Genomic DNA, 23566 nt, shown 5'->3' with positions numbered 1-23566 from the left:
GGCCATCCGTTTGCACCGACTCATGAAACAGCGTTCCCCCTGGACGCGCCCGGCCGGAGGAGGTGTTTCATAGGTGACCGCTTATGAAACACGATGCGGGCCACAGCTCACTGTCATCGGTCGAGCAGGCGCTGGATGTCCTCCAGGAGTTTCGCGTCGGCGGCCAGATGCGCCTCGGTGTTGTCGAACAGCGCGTCGGCCAGCGGCGACAGCCCGGCCTTCGCTTTCCGCCCTGCGGCGATCTCCGCCCGCCGGCCCTCCAGTGCTCGGGAGGATGCCGCCACCAATTCCCGAGCCTCGCCCGAATCCAGCAACGAGTGCCAGAGCAGCGCCAGTGCGAAGTCGGACCTGGTGGAGTGCGGGGGCGCGGACAGCGCCTTACGCAGCAGGTCGCGTAGCGTGTGCCGGCCCTCGGGCGTGATCGCGTACACGCGGCGCAGCCGATCGCCGCTGCGTTCCTCCGAATGCGTCTCGGCCAGCCCCTCGGCCTCCAGCTTGGCCAAGGCGTGGTAGACCGATCCGGGCTTCACGTCAGTCCACTGCTCCAGCGCCCCCGCCGTGACGAGCTGATTGATCTCATATCCGTGCCGCGGCCCTTCATTGAGCACGCCCAGGACGAGCAATCGGGTCGACGACACTCGAACACCTCCACGCGATAGTCAAACTTGACCATATCAGCAGCCTCATGCTCTGATAGCTGATAGTCAAACTTGAGTATTCAAAATGGAGGCACACCACATGTTCTTCCTCGCACGGCGCATGGACGCGCTCGTCCGCGCCTACGCACAGCTCGGCAGATTCAGCGGCGCGGTGCTGGTCGCCCGCCGGGGCCGGCGGCTCTTGGCCAAGGGGTACGGCCACGCCGACCACGAGCACGCCGTCCCCAACACGCCGCGCACGGCGTTCAGGATCAGCTCCCAGACCAAGATCTTCACCGCGATCGCGATCTTGCTCCTGCAGGAGCAGGGCAGGCTCCGCGTCACCGACCCGATCGGCCGCCACCTGCCCGGCTACCCCCATGGCGACGCGATCACGCTGCACCACCTGATGACCAACACCTCAGGCATCCCCGATTACGTCACCACCGAGGGCTTCACCCGCATCATGGGAACACCGCGCACGAGAGAGGCGCTCATCGCCGATTTCAAGGACCGGCCCCTGCTGTTCGAACCCGGCGCGCGGATGAGCTACAGCAACTCGGGATGGGCCCTGCTCGGTGAGGTGATCGAGCGGTCGTCCGGCCTGACCTACGGCGAGTACGTCCGCAGGCATATCTTCGCCCCCCTGGCCATGGAGCACAGCGGCCTGACCAACGATCCCGCCGAAGGACACGCCATCGGCTACATGGCAAGCGACGGCCGCCTCACCCGAACCCCGTACCTGCACAACTCCAACCAGGACGCCGCAGGGGCCCTGCACTCAACAGTCGAGGACCTGCACCGCTGGAACCGCGGCCTGCCCCGCCTGCTGCGCCCCGAATCGCTCGCCGAGCTGGTCAAGCCGCACACGGCGGCCGACGGGATCGGCTATGGGTACGGCTGTGCGATACGAGGCGACCGCGTCGAGAGCTCGGGCGGCGGCATCGGCTTCGTCAGCGTCTCAGCGCACTACCGTCGCGACGACCTCTTCGTGACCGTGCTGTCCAACATCGAGAACGCCGCGTTCTCCGAGATCGAGGCCGCCCTGGCGGCGATCGCCCACGGCAGGCCGTACGAGATGCCCAGCCGCCGGATCTTCGTCACCGTCGACCCTGTCGTCCTCGACCGGTACACCGGCCGTTACACGATGCGACACATGGGCCGCACCTCCACGATGGACGTCACGCGCGACGGCGACCGGCTGATGGTGGAGGTGCACGGGTTGGCCAGGACCGAACTGCGCCCCATGTCCGAGACCCGTTTCTTCGCCAGGATGAAAGGTGAGGTCGAGGTGGATTTCCTGGCGACCGGCGAGGTCGCGCTGAACTGGGCGGGCCACGACGTCACCGCGCGCCCAGCCGCCTGATCCTCTCGACCTGGCAGGCATGTGCTTCCCCCAGCAAGCGGACGACGGCCATGATGGCCGCCGAATCATGGTGAACGGCCAAGTGACCTTCCACCGCCTCACGGCAGGCGCCCTACGTGCGACGATTGCACTCCTGCTCGTACATGGTTCTGCACTTCCATCTGTACGCCGACATCTGCCGCGCGTGCGGCCTGGGATCGGTGGGAGGAGCCCTACACCGGGGTCGAGGAGGAAGCCCGCAGAAATTAGCGTCAGCGCGGTATGGAGGAGGTCACGTCGTAGTAGGCGTGGTGGCCGAAGCGGATGGCGGCCGTTGCCAGGGAGCCGCTGATACGTGGCATCCCGCCGATCCGCTCTCGCCGCGATGGTTAGCTTGGGTTCATGAGCGTTCCGGCTGGTCAGCGGGTTGATGCTCAGTAAGGCATGTTAGGGAAGTAGGCGGGCGTTGGCGGTGGATCCTGTGTGGGAGGAGTCTTTCTGGCCCCCACCCAGCCGGGGTCGGTCCTGGCGGAAACCATTTCCGTTGGCTTGAGCTCTTGTGCCAGCATGCCGGAGTGACCTTGCTATGGAGGCTCTGATGGATGATGCGAGCCTTGAGCCCAGGCTGATCTTGCTGTGCGGGCTGCCGGGCTCCGGGAAGACGACGCCGGCCAGGCGCTGGGCGAGAGAAATTCCAGCGGTGCGTCTGTGTCCGGACGAATGGATGGCTGATCTCGGCATCGACATGTTCGATGACCCCACGCGCGACCGGCTTGAGAGGCGCTTTTGGGAGCATGCTCAGGATCTGTTGAGGCTAGGCCAGAGTGTGATCTTGGAGTTCGGCTTCTGGGGGCGTGCTGAGCGCGATGAGAAGCGTTCAGGCGCTCGTGCACTCGGCCTTCCCGTCGAGCCTGCACTATCTTGCTTCGCCTTTCCCCGTGGGTTCAGCGTGAATGAAGGTCTTCACACGAAGCCGCGGAGACGAGGAGGGCGGCGATGACCCCCGAGGCCCTCGACCGACTGCGGGCGGAGGCGTCACGCGACGACTACGCGTCGATGACCAGGCTGGCGCGGGCACTGCACGAGGCTGGCCTCGGCCCGCGCGAGGTGTTGCGCGAATGCTACGGCGTCGTGTTGCCCCATGAGCTCTTCGTCATCGTCGACGGCGGGATGGGACGGCTCCGACTGTGGGCCCGTTTCACCAACCAGCCCTGGCAACTGGCCATCCCCCCCGCCCGGGGCGGTCCCGCGGCCGTACCCACCAGCATGATCGACACCGAACTGCGGCTCTTCTCCGAGGACCCCGACCTGATGCCGCTCTTCTGCATGCCTGCCGTCGCTTTCGACACACCCGACCAGGTCGTGTGCTACCGGCTCAGTGCGCTGCGAGAGGGTCGCTCGACAGCCTTCTGGCTCCCCCAGTCGGCTCCTGCCAGGAAAGCGCAGCGCTGTGGGGAGACGATGCTGGAAGTCCTGCACGGCGAACACTTCAGGGCGGTGCGCCGTTTGAAGGAGGAGCAGAACGATCCCTCTAACTGGGGCGCGGGTTCGGTGGACGACGAGGAAGTGGAAGAAGCGTACGAGGCTCTGGAGCGGGTCCGAGAGCTGCAACGGCAGGCGGCCGAGCGTCAAGGAGACGCCGGGACCACCTGAGTGACTTACGACAAGTACAACGCGATCCGGCCGGCGTAGGTCTTCTCGGTGTTGAACGCCCGGCCCGCCGCGCGTAACCCCGCCAGATACGCCGACGCCTCGATATGCAGCTCGAAGTCCTCATCGACCACGACCCACAACACCGCCCTGTCGGCGGCCGCCGCCCGCTCCGGCCGGTAGTGCCGATCGACTGCACCAGGCATCACCAACATGCCCTACGACCCCCGAATACTGGTCAGGCAAGTACACGCACAAGCTACTTGACGAACATGCCTGACCGCAGAGAGTCACCCAAGATGGCGGCCCCAGACGCCGCCGGCCCGCCAAGCTTCACGGCGACAAGGGCTACGACTACCCGCACGTGCGTGCCTTCCTGCGCAGTCGTGGCATCGTCCCGCGTATCGCTCGCCGAAGGGTCGAGTCCAGTCGGCGGCTGGGCCGACACCGCTGGGTCGTGGAGCGGACCGTCTCCTGGCTGGCCGGCTGCCGCCGTTTACACCGCCGCTACGAACGCCGGGCCGGACCACTTCGCATCCTTCGTCGCCATCGCTGCGGCCCTCATTTGCTACCGCCGACTCACCAGATGAGTCGTCTTCTTAGTCGGCTGCAAGAACAGCGCTTTTTGCGCTTCGCGGATGAGTTCCTGGATGTCGGCGCGTGGGTCGACGGTGCGGCCAAGTTCGTGGAGGATCAGTTTGGCGGTGCTTTCGATGAGTTCCTTGGCCGCACCGATAACGAGGGCAGGATCGTCGTGCTGCTCGGCTCGCCGGATCCGTTGCAGGCCGTCGTGGATGGCGGTGGCGTCGGTGAGGTTCGCCAGGGCACCAGGGCGGATACCGACGCCGACGTGGGTAATGTGGCCGTCGTCATCGTTGATGCTGTAGCCGTCGCGTGCCAGCTCGCGCCGAGCTCGGTGATAGATGATCTCGTTGGAGCCGAGATGGTGGTCCTCCAGGAGACGCTCGACGACGCGTACGGCCCGGGCCACATGGCGTTCGTCGGCCCAATAGGCGTTCGGACGTCAACGGATTGGGCGCGAATCCTTCGGCTTGCCACAAATTGTTGATCTGGCGTACCGGAACGTTGGTGATCAGTTCGCGCAGGGCGATGCGCGTTGCTGGGCTGAGTAGTTCGCGCCGGGAACTCATGTGGTGCCCTGCTTTCGGCGTCGGAGAGGATCGCGGCCAGCGACGTGGGCCGCCACGGCGTCGACGCTGGGCCGGGCGTAGCGCTCCAGGGAGCGTACGGCGTGCCGGGAGCGGGCCAACAGGGTCGGGGTGTTGGTGCCGTCCTCGGCTTCGTGCGTCAGCGCGGAGTGGCGCAGTTGATGAAGCGTCCATCCGCCGCGTGCCTTGAGTTCGGCTAGGTCGGTGATACTCGGATGGGCGAGCGGCCGGGTGAGGGCCTCGAAGAGCTCGGCAGCTCGCCGGTAGGACAGGCGGGCGCGCCCGGTAACTGGACATGTGTCACGCGCGGGGACGTGGGCAGGTGCCCGGCGGTCCGTAACACAGGCCCGCGGGTACGGCCTTTAAGCAGCCGGGGCAGGAGTTGGGCGGTGCCCGACTGCCAGTGCACCCACTCGATAGTGCCGCCCTTGGACGTGACGCCGCCGCGTTTGTCGGCCAGCAGCAGATCCTCGACGTCGAGGCAGAGGATCTCCTCGGCTCGTGCGCACGTCTCGTACAGGGCCTTCCAGAGCGTGCGTTCGCGCACGCTGACCTTGAGGTCGAACAACGCGGCGATCTGCTCGCGCGACAGGGCCCGGGTTCGGTCCGGCGGCGCCGGCCGGCGTTCAATGCCGATGATCGGATTGCGGGTCAGCCGGCCGCGGACGCGCCACCAGGTGATGGCGGCCTTCATCACCGACAGTTCACGGTTGACGGTGTTGGCGTCGACCAGCCGGGCCCGCTGCGCGAACATCTTGGCGGTCACGTCAGCCGGCGCCTCGTCGAACATGGCGAACGCCACGGTGGGCGGCTCGGCGCCACGCCGGTTGCGGCCCAGCGGCGGTTGCTGCCCAGTGGCCAGCCAGGCCCAGGTCAGCAGGGAAATTCGGTAGACGCGCAGTGAGGAGGAGGCGATCCCGGCCGAGCAAAGGTATGCCTCCACGGCGGTGCTGTAGTCGGCAGGGGGATCGCGATCCAAGGCGTGGACCGTCATACGCTGCTGCTCGTCGTGGATGTGGACCCGTTCGCGGCTTGTCCGGGCTCCGACAGGCCATCGTTGTGCTGGTAGATGCGTGCAGGTTGGCTGAAAGGGGCGGCGGATGGGCCGAGTGGGTGTCCCGTCGATCCCCGGGCGTAGTGGGTCTCGCCAAAGACCCAGTAGTGCAGGTCCACCAGGTCAGGCGGCCAGAGCACCACGCCCGCGCCGCTGACGAGCCCGTGCGCGTTGGTGCGGGCCAGTTCCTTCAGCTGTTTCGCCAGCTTCATTCCGGAGGGCTGTCGGGCGATCGCTGCGGTGGTGGCTGCGGTGACGAGGTCTGCCAGTTGCAGGTGCGGGACGTGGCGGGAGGGCGCGGTCAGGATGGGCGAGACAACGCGATCGGGTGTGGATCGAGGTTGAAGGCCTCCATGAACTTCGGGCACCAGCCCAGCACCTCCACGACCGCCTCGGAGATGTCCCCCGCGGCATCATCGCCTCCACCCGCTTGCGCAGGTCGATCAGCGACGGCGGCTCGTCGATCGCCTTCACGCTCGCCACGTGGATCTTGCCGTCGTCGTCGATGGTGACGGAGGTGTTGGCGGCCGGCCCGGCCCGCACCACCCGGTAGGCGCGATCCAGCCGCTCGGCGTGCTCGGCCAGCAGCTCCGCGGGATCTTCCGGCAGGCCCAGGTCGGTCAGCACGCTGTCCTTGACCGCCGCCCAAGCCGCGCCCTTCAGCAGTGCCGCTTCCACGGGCCGGTCACCACCAACGGGCCGGCGCGCTGCTGATCGGTCATGATCAGCAGCGTGTTCGGTCGGTTCACGGGTTGGGTCTCCGCTGGCGCTTCGCGTACATCGGTTGCCTGGCGGTGTCGCCGGACAGCCTGGTCAGCGCCGCTGCAGCGCGCGGAAGTCGTCGAGCCACCAGCCGCGCCCTGACAGGGCACCGCGGGGCTGCACGGTGTAGCGGGCGTACACGCTGTTGAGCAGCCACGGGGTCTTGTCAGGGCCGAAGTCCTCGACCATCGCATCGTCCTGCTTGAAGGCGTACGTGGCGACCGCCAGCCGACCGGTGCTCCGGTACAGCCGCAACTGGTCGCGCAGGAAGCCGGCCTGGCTGGTGAACCACGGGCTGCTGGTCAGGAAGTCGTCCCACTTCCGCTCGCTGAACGGCTTGTCGATGGCGGCCTTGATCACCTGCCAGACCTGGGTGTCCGGGGCGAAGCCGTACTGCTGGGCGAACTTGGTGGAGACGGTGTCACGCAGGTGCTCTTTCCAGTAATGCACCAGGGAGAACTCGGTGACGAGGAACGTCTGCCGCGGGCGCATCCGCGGCAGGATGTAGTCGAGGAACGGCTGGACGGCCTGAGGCGAGGGCACGTGCGGGTGGATGTCGACGCCCTCGATCTCCGGCGTCTCGCGGACGAAGGTCATCCAGCGCTCGGCCGCCGGCGTGCGGCGGTCGGGCAGGTCGAGCCGGTTCAGCGCGCCCATGTAGAGCACGGTGCGGCAGTCCGCGCCGCAGTGCGCGCGCCTGTAGTCGATCACGTGCCGGGCGACGGCCTCGTAGAACTCGTTGAGCCGTGCGTCGCGTTCGGCGGGCAGGCTCTCGATGAACGGCTCGTTGCCGATCGTGATGATGTCCACCTTGTTCAGCACGGTAGGCAGAACCCGGTCCAGGCGGGCCAGCTCAGCGGTCATCTTGGCGCTGCCCGGCGCGGGGAACGAGGCCCGGTCGTAGGGGAACTTCAGGCTCAGGATGGTGTCGTAGCCCCGACCGGCCGCCTGGGTGATCGTGCGGATGGCGAAATGCGCGGCGGGATCGCCTTGGTCGGTGGCGGGCATCGGGAAGAACCCGCGGACCCATTGGGCCTTGGCCTCGCGGAGCTCCCGGTAGTTCAGCGCGTCGAGGTTCTGGTTGAAGTTCGCGCCAAGGGCGCCGTACGCGAGTTTTGCAGGCCTGCCTTCGGCGGCGGTGGCGGTGTGCGCGGTGGTCGAGGCGGCCAGGACGGCGGTCAGCGCGATGATCGATAGTCGGCGCAGCAGCATGGGGTCTTGTGCTCCCTGGGCTCAGAAGGAGGGTCGGGGGAGAGAGGCAGGTAGACGCGGTCACAGTGTCGGTGACACATTTCGTGAAGTCATGTTTGCGCTAACTTGATCGGCCTGTCAATGGCCGCGGGCGGCCGGGGTCAGCGGCGTGGGGGCGCGGTGGACGCCCTGATCACCAGTTCCGGGCGTACGAACCTGCTGGCGGCCTGGGTCGCCTCGATCCCGGCCGGCGCCTCGATCCGCGCGATCAGGTGGTCGAGGCAGCGTCGTCCCACCGCCGCGAGGTCCTGCCGGACGGTCGTCAGCGGCGGGGCGAGGAACGGCGTGAAGTCGAGGTCGTCGAAGCCGACGACGCTCAGGTCGTCCGGCACCCTGCGGCCCCGTTCGGCCGCGGCCCTGAGCACGCCCACGGCCATCTGGTCGTTGGCGGCGAAGACGGCGGTCACGTCGTCGTCGGCCAGCAGGCGGCGGGCGGCGTCGTACCCCGACTGCGGGGACCAGTCGCCGACGGCGGCCGGCGGGACGGCGCGGCCCTCCCGCTTCAGCAGCCGCTGCCACGCGGCCCTGCGCCGCTGCGCCGGATTCGAGCCGGTCGGCCCGGCCACGTGGTGCACGGTGGCGTGGCCGAGCCCGAGCAGGTGCTCCACGACGGCGCGGGCGCCGGCGGCCTCGTCCATGCCGAACGTGGGGTGCCGGTGCGCCGCCCTGCTGTCGGCGATCACGACCGGCACTTCCTCGGGAAGCTGCAGGTGAGGGGTGTCGAGCACCCGGCCCTCGATCACGATCACGCCGTCCACCGCGCGGTCGGTGAGGCCGCGGACGGCGGCGCGGACGTCCTTCTCGGTCGGGCCGTTGACCATCGCGACGCTCACGGAGTAGCCGCGGGCCTGGGCGCCGGTCACGACCGCCTCGACGATGCGGACGTTGAGCACGGCGCTGAGGTTGAACATGACGACGCCGATCGTGCCGAACCGGCCGGTGGCCAGCGCCCGCGCGGCGATGTTGGCGCGGTAGCCGAGCTGTCTCATGGCCGTTTCGACCTTGAGCCTCGTCTCGGTGGTCACCCGGTCGTTGCCGTTGACGACCCGGGACACGGTCTGGCCCGAGACGCCGGCGAGCTTGGCGACGTCCGCCATCGACGGGCCGCCTGACGCCCTCGTCCCTGGTAGTCGAGCCACGCCGGGTCGTCTCCCTTCGTCGTCGTCGTCGCCGATAGCGTACATCGGCATCTTCGGAGGTTGATAGGCGAGGTTGATGTTTCCGCAATCATCAAATGGTTCCCGCGAGCAGCCGCGGATGCGGATTTCTCGAGGTAGCACACAACTTCACAAGTCTCACAACAGCGGTCTTGACGGTGACAGATGCTCAGCTTAAGTTTGCGCAATCATGCGCCGCCGCTTGGTGAGGGAATCCTCGCTCGGGGGTTGGGCGGCATGCAACGACGAGGGAGCGGAGTCCCCATGGAACGACGGCCTCTTCGCTTGGGTGTCCCCGTCCCTGCGCGGGCCGTGGAGGCGTCCTGCTCCCGAAGGCGTCCCCAGCCCCAAAGTAGCGATGAGCTAGATCACGGTTGCTGTTCGTAGTCGTCACGAATCGCGCGTACCGGGGCGTAGGGGTGTTCCCCGTTCGATCGTGTGCCCTGTTCTCGGGGGTCGGTCAGGCGAAGGGAGCGGCGGGGACGCGGCGGGAGTGGGAGCCTGAGGAGCTGATCGCGGCGTGGACGCTGCTGGACAGCGACTGGGATCTGGTGGGGAACAAGACGGGGGCGACCCGTCTGGGCTCCGGACTGCTGCTGAAGTTCTTTGAGCAGGAGGGCCGCTTCCCGCATGGCAGCCTGCGGCGAGGCGATCAGCGGGTCATGGTCGTCTAACCTGATGACCGAGTACCACGCCCGCTACGGCGGGCCCGGCGTCGGTCAAGTACGCCACCGCCCTGCGGCTCGGAACGGCCGAGGCCGAACAAGTGCTGCGCCGTTTCACTCGCGGCGGCCCCAAGCACCCCACCTATAGGGCCATCGAGGAACTCGGCAAGGCGGTCAAAAGCATCTTCGTCGCCGAGTACGTCGCCTCCCAAGGGCTGCGCCGGGAGATTCACGAGGGGCTGCAGGTGGTGGAGAACTGGAATTCGGCCAACACCGACCTGTTCTACGGCAGCGCCGGTACCCTGCCCGGCAGCGACAAGGAGCACCAGGCGGTCTCCATGCTGAGTCTGCACCTGTTGCGGTCCGCACTGGTGTTCATCAACACTCTGCTGGTTCAGTCCGTGCTGAAGGATCCGGCCTGGCAGGAGAAGATGACCGACGCCGACAAACGGGGCCTGTCGCCTCTGTTCTGGTCGAACGCCAACCTTTACGGACGGATCGACATCGACAACGACCGCCGCCTCGACCTCGGTCTGGCCGCCTGAGACCCCCTCCGAGACCCCTGCCCATCACAGCTGCGTACGACGACGGAGTGTCTTCCGTGACTGATGGGCCACAATGGCCTGATGTCTGCTACGCCGGAGAAGTACGTTGACACCGCATCTTCGCCCCGATTCAACGACTACGACAGGATGGCCGAGGGGTACACGACCGAGAACGAGACCAGCCTCACAAATGCGTACTACGAGCGTCCCGCGATGCTGGAGCTTGCCGGGAACGTAAGCGGAAGGCGCATCCTCGACGCCGGCTGCGGCTCAGGCCCCCTGTTCTCCGAGCTGCGCAATCGAGGTGCCATCGTGACCGGCGTCGATGCGAGCGCCGGGATGCTGGAGCAGGCCCGGCAGCGGCTGGGCCCCGACGCGGATCTGCAGGTCGCCGACCTGGCCAACCCATTGCCCTTCCCTGACGAGGCGTTCGACGACGTCATCGCGTCCCTGGTGCTGCACTACCTGGAAGACTGGGGACCGACGCTGGCCGAGCTGCGGCGCGTGCTGAAGCCAGGTGGCCGACTCCTCGTCTCGGTCCATCACCCCTTCGGCATTACGCTCATGCAGCACATGGCTGGAGAAAAGTTCAAGTACTTCGAGACTTGCAGCCGGACCGACGAATGGACCAGAGGTGGGCAGACCGTCCAGATGAGGTTCTGGGACCGGCCGTTGCACGCGATGACCGAAGCCTTCACCGCGGCGGGCTTTCGCATCAGTGTCATCAGCGAACCACCGTTTGTGCCGGAAGCCCGCGAACTGTTCCCCGAGGAGCTCCGCGAGATCACCGGCACAAGGTTTCTGAGCTTCCTGTTCTTCGTTCTCGAAGCCAGCTAGAAGCCCCGTAACGATCATTTGTTGATGGCTTTGCGCTTCAGTGGGCGATTCCCGCCGACTGAAGCGCTAAGTCGCACTCGAAGCGGGTCGGGATTAGCTGGTTTCCCGACAGGTCGCCCGACCGGCTCCCGACGCCGTCCTCCTCTTCGAGGACCCCGCCACCACCTCCAAGATCCCCGCCCTGGACCGCCCCGCGTTCGGCAAGATCGCCGCCAAGGCGCACCCCGGCGACACCCTCACCGTCTCCGAACTCTTCCGCCTCTGCCGCGATCTCATCGACATCCACAACGTCCGCGGCTGGTGCCAAGCTCGCGGCGTCACCCTACGGTCCTGTCCGGCCCGCTGTCGGACTTCCAGAACCTCGCCGCCACGACGCCACCACAGACCTGATCATCAATGTGATCAGCGCCGTCGGCCAATTCCAGCGCGACTTGCAGAACGAACTCACCGATGAAGGGATCGCCGCAGCCGAGGCCGAAGGCCGCTACCGCGGCCGCCCACCCGCCCTCGACGCCGACCAGCGTAAAGAAGCCAGGACCGCATACCAGGGACAGGGCGCCTCCGTCGCCGCGCTCACCCGTGCCCACGGCGTCAGCCGCGCCGCCATACGGACCGCTCTCGCCGATCTCCTTCCCGACCAGCCAGACCCAGCCACCTACCCGTAGAACCACGAGCAGTAATCGTGATTTAGCTCATCGCTACTTTGGGGCTGGGGGCGCCTTCGGAAGCAGGACGCCGTGGAGGCTGGTCGACACCACTGGCATCCGGCCCGGCGCCTACCACCACATCGACGGCAGCCTCTACTTGGCCTTCGAGGAGTCTGAGTGCAGAAATTGGCGCCAGGAACGTGATCTTCGTTTCGGTTCGGTGACTGCTCTCGTTGAGGTGGGACCGGAATACGCCAGAAACGGGCCGCGGTCCTCAGTGGCGGCTGGTCAGCCGCGTCGGCGTGGGCCGGCCGAACGATCTTGTCGCTGCCCTGCAACAGTCGACCGCGTCGTCAACTGGCGGGGATCAGTGTGTCCACGACCGGGCGGGTCCGGTCGATCGCACAAGCCGAACCTCAGGACAGTTTCGCGTCGGGGGCGAAGGCGGGCAGCTTCTCGAGACTGCTGCGCACGGCCTCGGCGCCGTACTCGAACATCTGCCGCTCGTAGTCGTGGACCGCGCTGAGCAGATCCTGGCGGCCTTCGTTGGCCTCGATCAGGCAGCGGCGCAGCAGGTCGGCATCGCGCAGCGCGGTGTTCGCGCCGTTGCCGCCGGTCGGGGAGGTGGCGTGGATCGCGTCGCCGAGCAGGGTGACCGGGCCGGACGCCCAGCGCTCACCGGGCTTGACCACCCGGATGGACAGCAGCGTGCTGTTGTCCGGATCGGCCTGCTCGATCAGCGCGCGCAGCTCCGGGTGCCAACCTTCCATCCTGGACAGCACGGCGTCCTGCGCGGTCAGGTCCTCCAGCGTGCCGTTCGGCGGAAGGATCATGGCCCAGCGCACGTAGTCGCCGATGTCGGGCAGCGTGACTTCGGGGGCCAGCTGCTCGGCGGCCTGCTTCGGCGGGGTACGGAAGCGCATCGCGCCGAGCAGCAGGCTGACGCCGTCGCCCGTGATCTTCGAACCGTAGGCCTTGGACAGGCCGGCGAACTCGTCGGTCAGCGGAGTGCGGCCGATGACGAACCGGACGCCGGTGTCGGTCGGGATGGTCTGCGGCGACAACACCTCGCGGACCGCGGAGGTGACGCCGTCCGCGCCGACGAGCAGGTCGGCGGTGGCCGGGTCGCGGCGGGCGAACCGGGCTTGGACGGTGCCGTCGCCCAGCACGTCGTAGCCGGTCAGCGCGGCATCGGTGTGCACGGTGAGGCCGGTCAGCAACAGGTGTCGCAGCACCTGCCTGTCGACTACGATGCCGGTCCGGCCCGCGCCGAGCTTGCCGATCTCGTTCATCTGCGGGTCCAGGATCAGCTGCTCGGCGGAGGCGTCCATGACGATCTCGTCCAGCAGCGGGTGCCAGCGCGTCGGCAGGCAGTCGCGCACCGCCTGGAAACCGATCAGGTTCAGCACGAGCCGGTAGCCCTGGAACCGTGCGACGATCCCCGGGTCGCGCTCGAACACGTCGGTCTCGATCCCGGCACCACGCAGACCCTGCGCGAGAGCCAGACCTCCCAGACCGGCTCCGACAACGGAAACGCGCATCACACACCCCCAGAACATCGATACGAACTTAGTTCGTTCTCACGATCTAAGTTCTACCTCAACGAACTTAGATCGTGTCAAGGTATGATGGTCGACATGTCCGCCGATCCCCGCCAACGCCGCGCAGCTCGCCACGCCCGACCCGCAGCGGAGGCCGCCGCGTCGGCACCACGCAAGAAGCCGATCAGCGTCGAACGGATCACCGACGCCGCGCTGGAGGTCGTCGCCACCGAGGGGTATGACGCGCTGACCATCCGCCGGGTCGCGGCCGTGCTCGGCACCGGTCCGTCGTCGCTGTACGCGCACATCGTCAACAAGGACGACATCGACGATCTGCTGATCGGCAGGCTCTACGCCGAGGTCGTGCTCCCCGAACCGGACCCGGCTGCCTGGCGCGAGCAACTGCGGGGGGTGTTTACGCAGATCCGCGACCTGTACCTGAAATACCCCGGAGTCTCGCGCGCCGCGCTGGCCATGGTGCCGACCCACCTGGAAACGCTGCGGGTCGGCGAAGGAATCCTGGCCATCCTGCTCGCGGGCGGCATCGAACCGAGGACGGCCGGATGGGCCCGCGACGCGCTGTCGCTCTATGTCAGCGCCTATGCACTGGAGCAGTCGCTGGTCCAGCAACGGCGCCGGCACCAGGATCAGGAATGGGTGCTCAGCGACGAGGAGTTGCTGGATCGCTTCACCGCACTGCCTGCCGATGAATTCCCGCAGACTCGACGCCATGCCGCCGAGCTGATCTCCGGCACCGGACACGACCGCTTCGAGTTCGCCCTCGGCCTGCTCATGAACAATCTGCGGCCCGCATCCGGTTGACCTGCGACGTGCGGGGTGAAAAGCCCGACGCTGGGGATGTCGTTGGATCCGGCCGGCCAGCGCAGGTGCGCGCGGGCCGAACGGCCGGGTGCACCCAGGTGCGTCGAGCAGGGACCCGACCGTGCGAAGAGGATGGCCGCCCCGGCGGGACGCCGAAGAACAGGCCGTCGACCGCGACGGTGGCCCCGTACCTCTTGGTGAGGCCCACCGACTCGATCACGACCGCTCCCGGTCGCAGAGGACGTCGTCGACGATCTGGTCGGTCATCGCCTGCAGCTTCTGGTAGTCCTCGATGCTCCTGCCCGCGGCGCCGCTGATGGACAGGGCCACGCTGCGCCTGCCGTCCGCGGAGAAGCCCTCGCGGCTGATGTAGCCCGCGGTGTTGCCCCCGTGGGCCCAGTACACGCCGCCGCACGACAGCTTGTTCCGATAGAGGCCCAGGCCGTACCCGGTCGCGACGCCGCGGGACACCGCGACGGTCTTCTTCATCTCGGCGAGCTGCGCGGGCTTGAGAAGCCGGCCGCCGAGCAACGCGCGGAAGAACCGGCTCAGGTCCGCCGTGGTGCTGATCATGGAGCCGGCCGAGTCGTAGGAGGTGGGGGTGTTCACGGTGACGTCGGTCAGCGGGCCGCCGGGCCGCCACTGCTGGTACGCCCTGGCGTACGGGCGGGGCAGCTCCGTCTCCTCTCCCGGAACGCTCGTGTCCCTGAGCCCGAGCGGGCGGATGACACGGCGCTCGACCTCTTGGCCCCACGGCCGGCCGGTGACCCGCTCGATGATCATGCCGGCCAGGACGTAGTTGGTGTTCGAGTACGACCAGTCATGGCTCGCCGGCGCGTGGCGCATGGCTGCGGCGACCAGTTCCTCCGGCTGGTGGCGCCGCAGTCTTTCGCGCTCGAACGACTCGGCGTCGCGCGGCCCGAGGTCGGCGATGTAGTCGTACAGGCCGCTGGTGTGCTGGAGCAACTGCCTGATGGTGATCTCCCGTCCGTCGTTGCCGTTGCCCCGGACCACGCCGGGCAGCCACGTGTCCACGGTGTCGTCCAGGCCGAGCCGGCCCTCCGCGGCGAGCTGGATGACGACGACGGCCACGAAGGTCTTGGTGTTGCTGCCGATGCGGTAGTGGCCGCGCACCGGTACCGGCCGCCCTGTCCTGGTGTCGGCGGCGCCGCTCGCGGCCGTCCACTGGCGGCCGTCCTCGGTGATGACGCGCCCCTGCACGCCGACCACGCCCGCGGAGTGGAGAGCGTCGAGATCGTGCCGGAAATCCGCGCTGGAGTAGCTGGAGTAGCTGGCGTCCCCTGTCCGACGTGCGGCGGCCGCGGCCGGCGCTCCAAGGGACGCGGCAAGGACACCGGCGGCAACGGCCGCCACGGTGAGACGTCGTGTTCTGGTGTGCATGCGGAGCACTTTTCCGCCGGTCTCCAGGCAAGCGCCTCGTCCGATCGTCGACCCGGACGGGCTCAAGGGCTCCTACTTTCGTAGGGGGTGCCGTGGCGAACGGACCGCGTTCGCCGGGGTGGCCTGGCCATACGCTCGGGGCTGTGGGAAATACGTCGTTCGAACGCCGTGTGCTCGGTGAGGTGGCCCGTGTCGTCGATCGCGTGGCCCCTTGGGCCGTCGGCCTGGCCGTGGCCGTGCTGTCGATCGTCCTGCCGGCCGCGGGCCAGGCGCACGAGACGGCGGCGGATCCGGGGCGGGTGCTGTTCGCCGTCGCATGCGGCGCCGCGGCGTGGGCGGGACGCAGGTGGCGTTGGCCGGTGATCGTGCTGGGTGCGGCGGCGTGCGTGCTGTTCGCGCAGTGGCACGTCCTGGCGGTGGCGACGTACTACGTGGTGACGGCCGCGCCGCGGCGGCACCTCGTCCCCCTGTACGTCGCGACCGCGACCGCCCTCGTCGCCGTCCGGCCCCTGCTGCCGCCCGGCGCTCGCTGGTCGCCGGAGGGGGTGGGGGCCGAACTCGTCTGGGCGGTCGTGCTGCCGCTGGTGGCGGGCCTGTGGGTGGGCGCCCGCAGGCAGGTGCTGGCGGGGCTGCGCGAGCGCGCCGAGCGGCTGGAACGCGAGCAGGCGGCCCGGGCCGAGCAGGCGCGGGCGCAGGAGCGCACGCGGATCGCACGGGAGATGCACGACGTGGTGGCGCACCGGGTGTCGCTGATCGTGCTGCACGCAGGCGCGTTGGAGGTCAGCGTCACGGACGAGCGCACCGCGGCCGAGATCGCCGGCATCAGGGCCACCGGGAGGGAGGCGCTGGCCAACCTGCGCGAGGTCCTCGGCGTGCTCCGCACCCAGGATGCCCCCGACCACCACGCCCCGCCGCCGTCGCTCGCCGACCTCGACAGGCTGCTCGGCCAGTCGAGGTCCGCGGGGCTGCGCGTACGACGCCGGGACGAGGGCGACCCCAGGCCGGTCCCGGAGACCGCGCAGCGCGCCGCCTACCGCGTGGTCCAGGAGGCCCTCACCAACGTCCACAAGCACGTGGGCGCGTGCGACGTCGACGTCGTCCTGCGCTACCGTCCCCGTGAGCTGGAGATCGTCGTGGACAACGGCCCGCCCGCCGGCCCACGCCCCGCCGACCCTCTCCCCGGGGGCGGCCTCGGGCTGCTCGGCCTGCGCGAGCGGGTCGCCCTCCTCGGGGGCCGGCTCCGCACCAGCCCCAGCCCCGAGGGCGGCTTCACCGTCACCGCCCGGATCCCGGCCGAACGCGTCGGGGAGCCGGCATGATCAGGGTCCTGGTCGTCGACGACGAGCTGATGGTGCGGTCCTGGCTGCGCATGATCCTGGAGGCGGCGGGCGACATCTCCGTGGTCGCCGAAGCAGGGGACGGGGAGGAGGCGGTCGCCGCGGCCGCCCGGTGCCGGCCCGACGTCGTGCTCATGGACGTGCGGATGCCCGGCACCGGCGGCCTGGCCGCCGCCGCCCGCATCGCCGCCTCGCCCGGCGCGCCGAAGGTCGTCATGCTCACCACGTTCGACCTCGACGAGTACGTGCACGAGGCGCTGCGCGCCGGCGCCGTCGGGTTCCTGCTGAAGGACACCCCGCCGCGTGACCTCGCCGCCGCCGTCCGCACCGTCGCCGCCGGGAACGCCATGCTCGCCCCCACCGTGACCAGACGGCTCATCAGCGCATTCATCGAACCACGCCACCCCTCCAAGACCGATGACGCCCGCCGACTCCTGGACCTGCTGACCGACCGCGAGCACGACGTCGTCCTCGCCGTCGCCCGCGGCCTGTCCAACCGGCAGATCGGGCGCGAGCTGGCCATGACCGAGACGACCGTCAAGGCACACGTCAGCCGCGCGCTGGCCAAGCTGCGCCTCACCAACCGGGTGCAGGCGGCGATCCTGGTCCACGAGGCCGGCCTCCTCTGATCCCGGTTCCACGGCCGACGACTGGCCCGAGACCCGGATCGCCGCCGGCGGCACCGCGTTCGTGCACTCCCTGATGTCGTCCAACGCTCTCGGTCGGGCGAACAACAGGCGACACGTGATCGGCGGAGGAGCCGGCTCGGACGCGGAGGGTGCTCGTGGACGGTTCGTCAGGGAACGGGTGCGCGCGACGGATCATGGTCGGCCGGGCGGGGGAGCTGCCGCCGTGGCTGCTCGACGGCATGTTCCGGCTGCGTCACGCGGTGTTCTACGAACGCCTGCGCTGGGACGTCGACAGCCGCGACGGCAGGGAACTCGACCGGTACGACGACTGCGACCCCGTCTACGTGATCAGCTACGGGGAGGACTGCCGGAAGGTGACGGGCTGCTGCCGGTTGCTGCGCACCGACGGCCCCTACATGCTCCGTGACGTCTTCCCCGAGGCGTTACGCGGCGCCCCGGCGCCCCGGGATCCGGCCGTGTGGGAGGCCAGCCGCCTGGCCACCGACCGCGGGTGGTCCCGGGGCGTGGCCACGGGGCTCGGGTCCGTGGCCCGCGCGCTGGTCCGGGAGGTGTTCCGCTGGGTCGACCGGCACGGTGACACGGTGCTCGCGTTCTCCAGCGTGGACCTGGAACGCGGCCTGAACGCCATGGGCGTGCCGACCCGGCGCTTCGGCGACGGCAGGGCGACGCGGCTGGACGGGCTCGCCTGCTCCGCGTACTCCATGTCGACCGCGGCCTTCCTGCGCGGCGCGCTGCCCGCGCGGGAGTGACCTCATCCCGGGAGGGACGTGCCGGAGAAGAGCCGGACCACCGAACGGGCCAGGACCTCCGGGTCCTCGTGGGCTGCTTCGGGAAGCGCGCCGCTCAGCCACAGGCCGGCGAAGCCGTGGACCAGCGACCAGGCGGCGATGGTGGTCAGGCGGTCCTGCGCCGGACCGGGCGACAGCCTGCCGGAACTGGTGACGAGCACCCGGGCCGCGCGCTCGCGTGCCGTCGTCAGGCCGGGATCGTCCGCGCGGTACAGCTCCGGCCGGAACATCACCTCGAAGTAGGGCCGATGGCCGACGGCGAAGCGGACATAGGCGACCCCCACCTCCAGCGCGTCATCTCCCGCTCGTTCCAGGGCGTCGGCGAACATCCCGAACCCCTCGGCGGCCACGGCGGTCAGCAGCCCCGTCTTGTCGCCGAAGTGGTGGGCGGGGGCTGCGTGCGACACGCCCGCCCGCCGGGCCAGCTCGCGCAGGCTCCAGCCCGCGGGGCCCGATTCGGTGATGGCCTCCAGGGCGGCGTCGAGGACGGCGCGCCGCAGGTTGCCGTGGTGGTAGCCGTTCTGCTTGATCGGTCTCACCTCCAGCGCTCTCATGATCGATGATGCCGGGCCCACCTTATCTTGACATTGACAAAATCGCGAACATGCCCCAATCTTTCCAATGACTAGATTGTTGTCGCCGGCGAGACCGGCGAGACCGGCAAGATTGGAGGCGGGCATGGCTCCGCTCATCGCCCTCATCGGTGGCTTCGTCGTCCTGTGCGTGCTCGGCCTGGCCGGCATCGAGGTCCTGGACGGCTGGCAGTCCGCGCTGCGGGGCGCTCTCGCCCTGATGTTCGTCACCACCGGCGTCCCGCACTTCCTGCCCGCATGGCGCCGCGACTTCGTCGCGATGATCCCCCCGGCGTTCCCGCAGCCGGCGCTGCTGGTCACCCTCACCGGGGTCCTGGAGCTGGCCGGCGCCGCCGGGCTGCTGATCCCGCCCCTGGCGCCGTTCGCCGCGATCGGGCTCGCGCTGCTCATGGCCGCCATGTTCCCGGCCAACGTCTCGGCCGCCCGCCGCGGCCTCACCCTGGCCGGAAAGCCCGTGACCCCGCTGCCCGTCCGCACCGCCCTGCAGGTGCTGTTCGTGGCAGCCGCCGTCGCCGCGGCGCTCTAGCTGTATTGACCCGGTTGTTCAGCTCCACGGCCAGGTCCAGGGCGGCGGTGTGCAACCGCACGGCCTGGCCGGCCTCGCCCGTGGTCGCCGCGATCTCGGCCAGTACTTCCAGGGCGCCACCGGCCCGGCCACCTACCACAACCTCGCCCAGGCCACCTCCTACCGGGCCTCCGGCGACCACTCCCGCGACCTCGGCGCGGCCGCGTTCGCCGAGACCAACACCTCCTGGTTCTACCTGTCCGGAGTGGACGTCCACGGCGGCGCGCCCGCGGTGGCGGCCTACGGCGACTCCATCACCGACGGGTACGCCGCCACCCTGGACGCCGACGACCGCTACCCGGACGCGCTGGCCGGCAGGCTGGGCGGCAGGCGGCCGGTGCTCAACCTCGGCATCGCCGGCAACCGCCTGCTCAACGACTCGGCGTGCCTGGGCGAGCGGGGGGTGACGCGCTTCCGCCGGGACGTGCTCGACCAACCGCGCGTCAAGAGCGTGATCGTGCTGGAGGGCATCAACGACATCGTGCTGAGCGCGCAGGACCCGACCCCCTGCACCACGCCCGTGGTCAAGGTGAGCGCCGGCGACCTGATCGGCGGCTACCGGAAGCTCATCCGCGCCGCCCACGCGCGCGGCGTGCGGATCATCGGCGGCACCCTGCTGCCGGCGAGCCTGCCCGCCGACGCCGAGGCCGTCCGCGACGCGGTCAACGCGTGGATCCGGACCGGCGGCGCGTTCGACGCGGTCGTCGACTTCGAACGCGCCGTCGCCGACCCGGCCGACCCCGACCGGATCCGGCCGGATCCGGCCGGATCCGGCCGGCCTTCGACAGCGGGGACCACCTGCACCCCAACCCCGCCGGATACCGGGCGATGGCCGACGCCGTCGATCCGCGCGCCCTGTGAGGGGCCGGGCTCAGCGGCGCAGGGCGATCTCCCGCTCGACGCGCGACAGCTTCTCGGGGTTGCGCACCGCGTAGAGCCCGGCGATGCGGCCGTCGTCGACGCGGACCGCCATGACGGTGTCGACCTCGCCGTCGACCCGGACGATCAGGGCCGGGTGGCCGTTGACCTGCGCGGGCTGCAGCGTCGCCACGGCGTTGATCCGGCCCAGCAGGTCGGCCACCGTGCCGGCCCCGACGACGGGGGCCAGCGCGGCCCGCACCACGCCGCCGCCGTCGGTCAGCAGAACGACGTCCGGCGCGAGGATGTCGAGCAGGCGTTGCAGGTCGCCGGTCTCGACCGCCCGCCGGAACGCCTCCAGGGCGTCGCGGGTCTCGTCCGGGGAGACGAGCCCGCGGGGCCGGCGGGCGGCGACGTGCGCCCGGGCCCGGTGGGCGATCTGGCGGACCGCGGCCGGGCTCTTGCCGACGGCCTCGGCGATCTCGTCGTAGGCCAGGTCGAACACCTCGCGCAGCACGAACACCGCCCGCTCGGTCGGCGCCAGCGTCTCCATCACCAGCAGCATCGCCATGGACACGCTGTCGGCCAGCTCGACGTCCTCGGCGACGTCCGGCGCGGTCAGCAGTGGCTCGGGCAGCCAGGGACCGACGTAGGACTCCTTGCGCCGGCCCAGCGAACGCAGCCGGCCCAGCGCCTGGCGCGTGGTGATCCGGACCAGGTAGGCGCGCTGGTCCTGCACGATGCCGAGGTCGACGCCCGCCCACCGCAGCCAGGTCTCCTGCAGGACGTCCTCGGCGTCGGCGGCCGAGCCGAGCAGCTCGTAGGCGACGGTGAACAGCAGGTTGCGGTGGGTGACGAACGCCTCGGTGGCGGCGTCCGTGCGGCCGCCGCCGGCGAGCGGCTCCGGTGTGTCCGCCGTCGGCTCGCTGCGCTCGTTCATGGTTGGCTCCTGTCTGTTCGCTCTCGACCGTGCCGCACACAGGACGCCGGTACTCACCGTTTTGTGACACCCGCCGGCGGTGGCGTACGTCACACGTCGGCGCTGTCACAGGCTTCGGGTCGTCGGCATCTTGTGGTCGTTCGGTGCGGAAGCGCACGACACCACGAGTGAGGACGACCATCATGGCACCCCGTATGGACCTGAACGGCACCGCGTTCGGCGCGAAGATCGCCAAGCGGTTCTACAACGTCAGCCTGGCGATCGAGCAGTCCACGCTGGCCAAGGCCACCCAGGACCTGGTGATGCTGCGCGCCAGCCAGATCAACGGCTGCGGCTTCTGCGTCGACTACCACTTCAAGGACGCCGTGGCCGCCGGCGAGACCACGGTCCGGCTCAACCTGGTCTCCGCCTGGCGCGAGTCCACCGTGTTCACCGACGCCGAGCGGGCCGCGCTGGCGCTCGCCGAGGAGGGCACCCGGCTCGCCGACGCCCACCCCGGCGTGTCCGACGAGACCTGGGACCAGGTGCGCGAGCACTACGACGACGAGCAGATCACCGCGCTGGTTTACGTGATCGCCATGATCAACGCGGCCAACCGGCTCGGCGTGATCGTGCGCACCCAGGGCGGCACCTATGAGCACGGCATGTTCGCCAGCCTGTCGAACTGACCGCCGGTCTGGGCGGCGGGTCAGCCCGCCGTCCACGGCCGGAGCTTGTCGGGGTTGCGCACGGCCCAGATGCGCGTGATCTGGTCGCCCGCGACGTCGAACGCGAACACCGCCTCGGTGACGCCGTCCCGCTGCGCCACCAGGCCGGGCTGGCCGTTGACCGTGCGCTCCAGGATCGTCAGGTCGGGCGCCCTGCCGGTGACCTCGATCAGGTACCGCGCGATCCGCTCGCCGCCCTCGACGGGGTCGAGCATGGCGCTGACGACGCCGCCGCCGTCGCCGACCGCCGTGGCCTCGGGGTCGAGCAGGCCGATGAGGGCGTCGATGTCCTTGGCCTCCCACGCCTGCTTGAAGTCCCTGACGACGCCGGCCCGCCGGGCCGTGGAGGTCGCCGGGGCCTGCGCGTCGCGGACGCGGCGGCGGGCCGAGGAGGCGAGCTGGCGGCAGGCCGCCGGGCTGCGGCCGACGATCTCGGCCACCTCGGCGAAGGAGTAGCGGAAGACGTCGTGCAGGATGAACGCCACCCGCTCGGCCGGGGTCATCGACTCCAGCACGACGAGGAACGCCATGTTGACCGACTCGTCCAGCGTGACCCGGTCGGCCGGGTCGGCCGTGGTGTCGCCCGGCCGCTCCCCGATCCACTCCGTACGGTCGGGCAGCGGCTCGGGGATCCACTCGCCCACGTAGCTCTCGCGCCGGGCGCGGGCCGAGCCGAGCACGTCGAGGCAGATGCGGCTGGCGACCGTCGTCAGCCAGCCGCCGGGGGAGTCGATGGCCTCCTGGCGCTCCCGGGACATGGCGTACCAGCGGGCGTAGGTCTCCTGCACGACGTCCTCGGCGTCGGCCAGGGAGCCCAGCAGCCGGTAGGCGAGATTGATGAGCTGGCGCCGCTCGCTCACGATCGCGCTCAGGCCCGGGTCGAGCCGGCCGTCCGCCGGCTCGGAAGGGGTGGTCATGGTGTCGCCGGCTTTCCTTCGTCGCGAGTGGTCTCATCCGTACGACGAGACAGCGCCGCGGAATGTGAGGCCGGACCCTGTTCTGACATTTCGCGGGCCTGTCTCGTCGTACGGATGAGGCGAACCCGCCACCTCATCGAGCAAGAAGGTCCAGCCACATCATGACCGACATCCAGACCATCACCCCCCTCAGCGACCTGACCGGCGACTACGTCCTCGACCCCACCCGCACGCGGATCGGCTTCGTCGCCAGGCACGCGATGGCCACCCGGGTGCGCGGGCGGTTCGAGGAGTTCGAGGGCGACGCGCACCTGGACGGCGACGACCCGTCGAGGTCCGGCGTCCGGCTCACGATCCAGGCCGGCAGCCTCCAGACCGGGAACCGGCGGCGCGACGACCAGGTGCGCGGCACGTTCCTCCACGTGCAGGATCACCCGACCCTCACCTTCACCTCCACCAAGGTGCGCCACCTCGGCGGGAGGAGCTTCGCGGTCACCGGCGCGCTCACCATCCGCGGCGTGACCAAGCCGGTCACCGTGGACCTGGAGCTGACCGGCGCGCGGGGCGACGACCGGGTGTCCTTCACGGGCGGCGTCACGATCAACCGCAACGACTGGGGCGTGAACTGGAACGCCGCGACCACGTTCATGGTCAGCCCGAAGGTGACGCTGGAGCTCGACGTCGCCGCGATCCGGCGGTCCTGACGCCGGGGAGGCCCTGACGGGCG

The 23566-nt window shown here is 69.5% G+C and carries 27 protein-coding genes and 3 pseudogenes; 17 read left to right on the top strand and 13 right to left on the bottom strand.

Annotated features, from left to right (window positions below):
- Positions 1-113: 113 nt before the first annotated feature.
- On the bottom strand, positions 114-638 hold the full coding sequence (locus tag HTZ77_RS17970; RefSeq protein WP_175590729.1) for a helix-turn-helix transcriptional regulator: 525 nt from the start codon (positions 636-638) through the stop codon (positions 114-116).
- Between the two features lie 85 nt (positions 639-723).
- Here HTZ77_RS17970 and HTZ77_RS17965 point away from each other — a divergent pair, with 85 nt between their 5' ends.
- The 3 genes from HTZ77_RS17965 (at position 724) to HTZ77_RS17955 (ending at position 3636) form a co-directional block, all read left to right on the top strand.
- Positions 724-2004 (top strand): serine hydrolase, encoded by a 1281-nt coding sequence (locus HTZ77_RS17965; protein WP_205302760.1) that lies wholly within the window; start codon positions 724-726, stop codon positions 2002-2004.
- 565 nt (positions 2005-2569) lie between these two features.
- Entirely contained in the window at positions 2570-2983 is a 414-nt protein-coding gene (locus tag HTZ77_RS48730) for an AAA family ATPase (RefSeq protein WP_175590727.1), read from the top strand.
- Positions 2980-3636, top strand: a complete 657-nt coding sequence (locus HTZ77_RS17955; protein WP_175590726.1) for a hypothetical protein — start codon at positions 2980-2982, stop codon at positions 3634-3636. Before HTZ77_RS48730 ends, HTZ77_RS17955 begins: the two co-directional genes overlap by 4 nt.
- Positions 3637-3641: 5 nt before the next feature.
- On the opposite strand, the gene HTZ77_RS17950 is transcribed toward HTZ77_RS17955, so the two are convergent.
- Positions 3642-3839, bottom strand: coding sequence for a hypothetical protein (locus HTZ77_RS17950; protein WP_205302758.1), 198 nt, complete (start codon positions 3837-3839; stop codon positions 3642-3644).
- Positions 3840-3922: 83 nt separating this feature from the next.
- Between HTZ77_RS17950 and HTZ77_RS17945 the strand changes: the two are divergent.
- Positions 3923-4223 (top strand): annotated as a pseudogene (locus tag HTZ77_RS17945) (transposase); the annotation flags it as partial.
- On the opposite strand, the gene HTZ77_RS17940 reads toward HTZ77_RS17945, so the two are convergent.
- The 3 genes from HTZ77_RS17940 to HTZ77_RS17930 form a co-directional block, all read right to left on the bottom strand.
- Positions 4202-4624: a hypothetical protein gene (locus HTZ77_RS17940; RefSeq protein ID WP_175590725.1), complete on the bottom strand. Its 423-nt coding sequence runs from the start codon at positions 4622-4624 to the stop codon at positions 4202-4204. The pseudogene HTZ77_RS17945 and the gene HTZ77_RS17940 overlap by 22 nt on opposite strands.
- 374 nt (positions 4625-4998) lie before the next feature.
- Entirely contained in the window at positions 4999-5796 is a 798-nt protein-coding gene (locus tag HTZ77_RS45305; RefSeq protein WP_205302757.1) for a hypothetical protein, read from the bottom strand.
- Positions 5793-6224, bottom strand: coding sequence for a hypothetical protein (locus HTZ77_RS17930; RefSeq protein ID WP_175590724.1), 432 nt, complete (start codon positions 6222-6224; stop codon positions 5793-5795). Before HTZ77_RS17930 ends, HTZ77_RS45305 begins: the two co-directional genes overlap by 4 nt.
- Positions 6225-6286: 62 nt before the next feature.
- Here HTZ77_RS17930 and HTZ77_RS47505 point away from each other — a divergent pair, with 62 nt between their 5' ends.
- Complete coding sequence (locus tag HTZ77_RS47505) at positions 6287-6409, top strand: hypothetical protein (RefSeq protein ID WP_268960015.1); 123 nt, start codon at positions 6287-6289, stop codon at positions 6407-6409.
- 260 nt (positions 6410-6669) lie between these two features.
- Here the strand turns inward: HTZ77_RS47505 and HTZ77_RS17925 are convergent, their stop codons facing one another.
- Positions 6670-7830 carry a hypothetical protein gene (locus HTZ77_RS17925; RefSeq protein WP_205302756.1) on the bottom strand — a complete coding sequence of 387 codons (1161 nt, stop codon included), beginning with the start codon at positions 7828-7830 and terminating at the stop codon, positions 6670-6672.
- A gap of 140 nt (positions 7831-7970) precedes the next feature.
- Positions 7971-8966, bottom strand: a complete 996-nt coding sequence (locus HTZ77_RS17920; protein WP_175590723.1) for a LacI family DNA-binding transcriptional regulator — start codon at positions 8964-8966, stop codon at positions 7971-7973.
- A 434-nt stretch (positions 8967-9400) separates the two neighbouring features.
- Here HTZ77_RS17920 and HTZ77_RS17915 point away from each other — a divergent pair, with 434 nt between their 5' ends.
- The 3 genes and pseudogenes from HTZ77_RS17915 to HTZ77_RS17905 all read left to right on the top strand — a co-directional run bounded on the left by HTZ77_RS17915 (position 9401) and on the right by HTZ77_RS17905 (position 11073).
- Positions 9401-9700, top strand: a complete 300-nt coding sequence (locus HTZ77_RS17915) for a hypothetical protein (RefSeq protein WP_175590722.1) — start codon at positions 9401-9403, stop codon at positions 9698-9700.
- A gap of 56 nt (positions 9701-9756) precedes the next feature.
- Positions 9757-10236: pseudogene (locus HTZ77_RS17910) on the top strand (Tn3 family transposase); the annotation flags it as partial.
- Between the two features lie 81 nt (positions 10237-10317).
- Complete coding sequence (locus tag HTZ77_RS17905; RefSeq protein ID WP_235994780.1) at positions 10318-11073, top strand: class I SAM-dependent methyltransferase; 756 nt, start codon at positions 10318-10320, stop codon at positions 11071-11073.
- Between the two features lie 37 nt (positions 11074-11110).
- Here HTZ77_RS17905 and HTZ77_RS46280 read toward each other — a convergent pair whose 3' ends face one another.
- Entirely contained in the window at positions 11111-11380 is a 270-nt protein-coding gene (locus HTZ77_RS46280; RefSeq protein WP_235994779.1) for a hypothetical protein, read from the bottom strand.
- Between HTZ77_RS46280 and HTZ77_RS48725 the strand changes: the two genes are divergently transcribed.
- The gene (locus HTZ77_RS48725; protein ID WP_407940517.1) at positions 11279-11527 is read left to right on the top strand and encodes a recombinase family protein; all 249 of its coding nucleotides are present in this window, start codon (positions 11279-11281) and stop codon (positions 11525-11527) included. The genes HTZ77_RS46280 and HTZ77_RS48725 overlap by 102 nt on opposite strands.
- 609 nt (positions 11528-12136) lie before the next feature.
- Here HTZ77_RS48725 and HTZ77_RS17895 read toward each other — a convergent pair.
- Positions 12137-13261, bottom strand: coding sequence for an FAD-dependent oxidoreductase (locus HTZ77_RS17895; RefSeq protein ID WP_175590720.1), 1125 nt, complete (start codon positions 13259-13261; stop codon positions 12137-12139).
- Between the two features lie 84 nt (positions 13262-13345).
- Here HTZ77_RS17895 and HTZ77_RS17890 point away from each other — a divergent pair, with 84 nt between their 5' ends.
- Positions 13346-14083 (top strand): TetR/AcrR family transcriptional regulator, encoded by a 738-nt coding sequence (locus tag HTZ77_RS17890; RefSeq protein ID WP_235994777.1) that lies wholly within the window; start codon positions 13346-13348, stop codon positions 14081-14083.
- Positions 14084-14299: 216 nt separating this feature from the next.
- Here the strand turns inward: HTZ77_RS17890 and HTZ77_RS17885 are convergent, their stop codons facing one another.
- A complete protein-coding gene (locus tag HTZ77_RS17885) occupies positions 14300-15484 on the bottom strand; it encodes a serine hydrolase domain-containing protein (protein ID WP_175590719.1) in 1185 nt (394 codons plus the stop codon).
- Positions 15485-15687: 203 nt separating this feature from the next.
- Between HTZ77_RS17885 and HTZ77_RS17880 the strand changes: the two genes are divergently transcribed.
- The 3 genes from HTZ77_RS17880 (at position 15688) to HTZ77_RS17870 (ending at position 18220) form a co-directional block, all read left to right on the top strand.
- Positions 15688-16803: a sensor histidine kinase gene (locus HTZ77_RS17880; RefSeq protein WP_328808638.1), complete on the top strand. Its 1116-nt coding sequence runs from the start codon at positions 15688-15690 to the stop codon at positions 16801-16803.
- Positions 16800-17450 carry a response regulator gene (locus tag HTZ77_RS17875; protein WP_175590718.1) on the top strand — a complete coding sequence of 217 codons (651 nt, stop codon included), beginning with the start codon at positions 16800-16802 and terminating at the stop codon, positions 17448-17450. The genes HTZ77_RS17880 and HTZ77_RS17875 overlap by 4 nt, the downstream gene beginning before the upstream one ends.
- Positions 17451-17605: 155 nt before the next feature.
- Positions 17606-18220 carry an acyl-homoserine-lactone synthase gene (locus HTZ77_RS17870; protein WP_175590717.1) on the top strand — a complete coding sequence of 205 codons (615 nt, stop codon included), beginning with the start codon at positions 17606-17608 and terminating at the stop codon, positions 18218-18220.
- A 2-nt stretch (positions 18221-18222) separates the two neighbouring features.
- Here the strand turns inward: HTZ77_RS17870 and HTZ77_RS17865 are convergent, their stop codons facing one another.
- The gene (locus HTZ77_RS17865; RefSeq protein WP_175590716.1) at positions 18223-18813 is read right to left on the bottom strand and encodes a TetR/AcrR family transcriptional regulator; all 591 of its coding nucleotides are present in this window, start codon (positions 18811-18813) and stop codon (positions 18223-18225) included.
- A gap of 124 nt (positions 18814-18937) precedes the next feature.
- Between HTZ77_RS17865 and HTZ77_RS17860 the strand changes: the two genes are divergently transcribed.
- Entirely contained in the window at positions 18938-19378 is a 441-nt protein-coding gene (locus HTZ77_RS17860) for a DoxX family protein (RefSeq protein WP_175590715.1), read from the top strand.
- 49 nt (positions 19379-19427) lie between these two features.
- Positions 19428-20066 (top strand): annotated as a pseudogene (locus HTZ77_RS48720) (GDSL-type esterase/lipase family protein); the annotation flags it as partial.
- Between the two features lie 222 nt (positions 20067-20288).
- On the opposite strand, the gene HTZ77_RS17850 reads toward HTZ77_RS48720, so the two are convergent.
- Entirely contained in the window at positions 20289-21215 is a 927-nt protein-coding gene (locus HTZ77_RS17850) for an RNA polymerase sigma-70 factor (protein WP_175590714.1), read from the bottom strand.
- A 182-nt stretch (positions 21216-21397) separates the two neighbouring features.
- Here HTZ77_RS17850 and HTZ77_RS17845 point away from each other — a divergent pair, with 182 nt between their 5' ends.
- Positions 21398-21883 carry a carboxymuconolactone decarboxylase family protein gene (locus HTZ77_RS17845; protein WP_175590713.1) on the top strand — a complete coding sequence of 162 codons (486 nt, stop codon included), beginning with the start codon at positions 21398-21400 and terminating at the stop codon, positions 21881-21883.
- Positions 21884-21903: 20 nt separating this feature from the next.
- Here the strand turns inward: HTZ77_RS17845 and sigJ are convergent, their stop codons facing one another.
- Entirely contained in the window at positions 21904-22839 is a 936-nt protein-coding gene (gene sigJ / locus HTZ77_RS17840) for an RNA polymerase sigma factor SigJ (protein ID WP_175590712.1), read from the bottom strand.
- 161 nt (positions 22840-23000) lie between these two features.
- On the opposite strand from sigJ, the gene HTZ77_RS17835 reads away from it, so the two are divergent.
- A complete protein-coding gene (locus HTZ77_RS17835) occupies positions 23001-23543 on the top strand; it encodes a YceI family protein (RefSeq protein WP_175590711.1) in 543 nt (180 codons plus the stop codon).
- Positions 23544-23566: the final 23 nt, after the last annotated feature.

The sequence above is a fragment of the Nonomuraea montanisoli genome, from assembly GCF_013363975.1.
Lineage (GTDB): Bacteria > Actinomycetota > Actinomycetes > Streptosporangiales > Streptosporangiaceae > Nonomuraea > Nonomuraea montanisoli.
This window is presented reverse-complemented; position numbering and strand designations above follow the sequence as displayed.

Excerpts from the sequence above, each read along its gene's own strand:
- HTZ77_RS17965 (WP_205302760.1), top strand. The coding sequence starts at position 724 with ATGGAGGCACACCACATGTTCTTCCTCGCACGGCGCATGGACGCGCTC.
- HTZ77_RS17835 (WP_175590711.1), top strand. The coding sequence starts at position 23,001 with ATGACCGACATCCAGACCATCACCCCCCTCAGCGACCTGACCGGCGAC.
- HTZ77_RS17955 (WP_175590726.1), top strand. The coding sequence starts at position 2,980 with ATGACCCCCGAGGCCCTCGACCGACTGCGGGCGGAGGCGTCACGCGAC.
- HTZ77_RS17875 (WP_175590718.1), top strand. The coding sequence starts at position 16,800 with ATGATCAGGGTCCTGGTCGTCGACGACGAGCTGATGGTGCGGTCCTGG.
- HTZ77_RS17850 (WP_175590714.1), bottom strand. The coding sequence starts at position 21,215 with ATGAACGAGCGCAGCGAGCCGACGGCGGACACACCGGAGCCGCTCGCC.
- HTZ77_RS17865 (WP_175590716.1), bottom strand. The coding sequence starts at position 18,813 with ATGAGAGCGCTGGAGGTGAGACCGATCAAGCAGAACGGCTACCACCAC.
- HTZ77_RS17885 (WP_175590719.1), bottom strand. The coding sequence starts at position 15,484 with ATGCACACCAGAACACGACGTCTCACCGTGGCGGCCGTTGCCGCCGGT.
- sigJ (WP_175590712.1), bottom strand. The coding sequence starts at position 22,839 with ATGACCACCCCTTCCGAGCCGGCGGACGGCCGGCTCGACCCGGGCCTG.
- HTZ77_RS45305 (WP_205302757.1), bottom strand. The coding sequence starts at position 5,796 with ATGACGGTCCACGCCTTGGATCGCGATCCCCCTGCCGACTACAGCACC.
- HTZ77_RS17950 (WP_205302758.1), bottom strand. The coding sequence starts at position 3,839 with ATGCCTGGTGCAGTCGATCGGCACTACCGGCCGGAGCGGGCGGCGGCC.
- HTZ77_RS48730 (WP_175590727.1), top strand. The coding sequence starts at position 2,570 with ATGGAGGCTCTGATGGATGATGCGAGCCTTGAGCCCAGGCTGATCTTG.
- HTZ77_RS17845 (WP_175590713.1), top strand. The coding sequence starts at position 21,398 with ATGGCACCCCGTATGGACCTGAACGGCACCGCGTTCGGCGCGAAGATC.
- HTZ77_RS17895 (WP_175590720.1), bottom strand. The coding sequence starts at position 13,261 with ATGCGCGTTTCCGTTGTCGGAGCCGGTCTGGGAGGTCTGGCTCTCGCG.
- HTZ77_RS17860 (WP_175590715.1), top strand. The coding sequence starts at position 18,938 with ATGGCTCCGCTCATCGCCCTCATCGGTGGCTTCGTCGTCCTGTGCGTG.
- HTZ77_RS17905 (WP_235994780.1), top strand. The coding sequence starts at position 10,318 with ATGTCTGCTACGCCGGAGAAGTACGTTGACACCGCATCTTCGCCCCGA.
- HTZ77_RS17925 (WP_205302756.1), bottom strand. The coding sequence starts at position 7,830 with ATGCTGCTGCGCCGACTATCGATCATCGCGCTGACCGCCGTCCTGGCC.
- HTZ77_RS17920 (WP_175590723.1), bottom strand. The coding sequence starts at position 8,966 with ATGGCGGACGTCGCCAAGCTCGCCGGCGTCTCGGGCCAGACCGTGTCC.
- HTZ77_RS17890 (WP_235994777.1), top strand. The coding sequence starts at position 13,346 with ATGATGGTCGACATGTCCGCCGATCCCCGCCAACGCCGCGCAGCTCGC.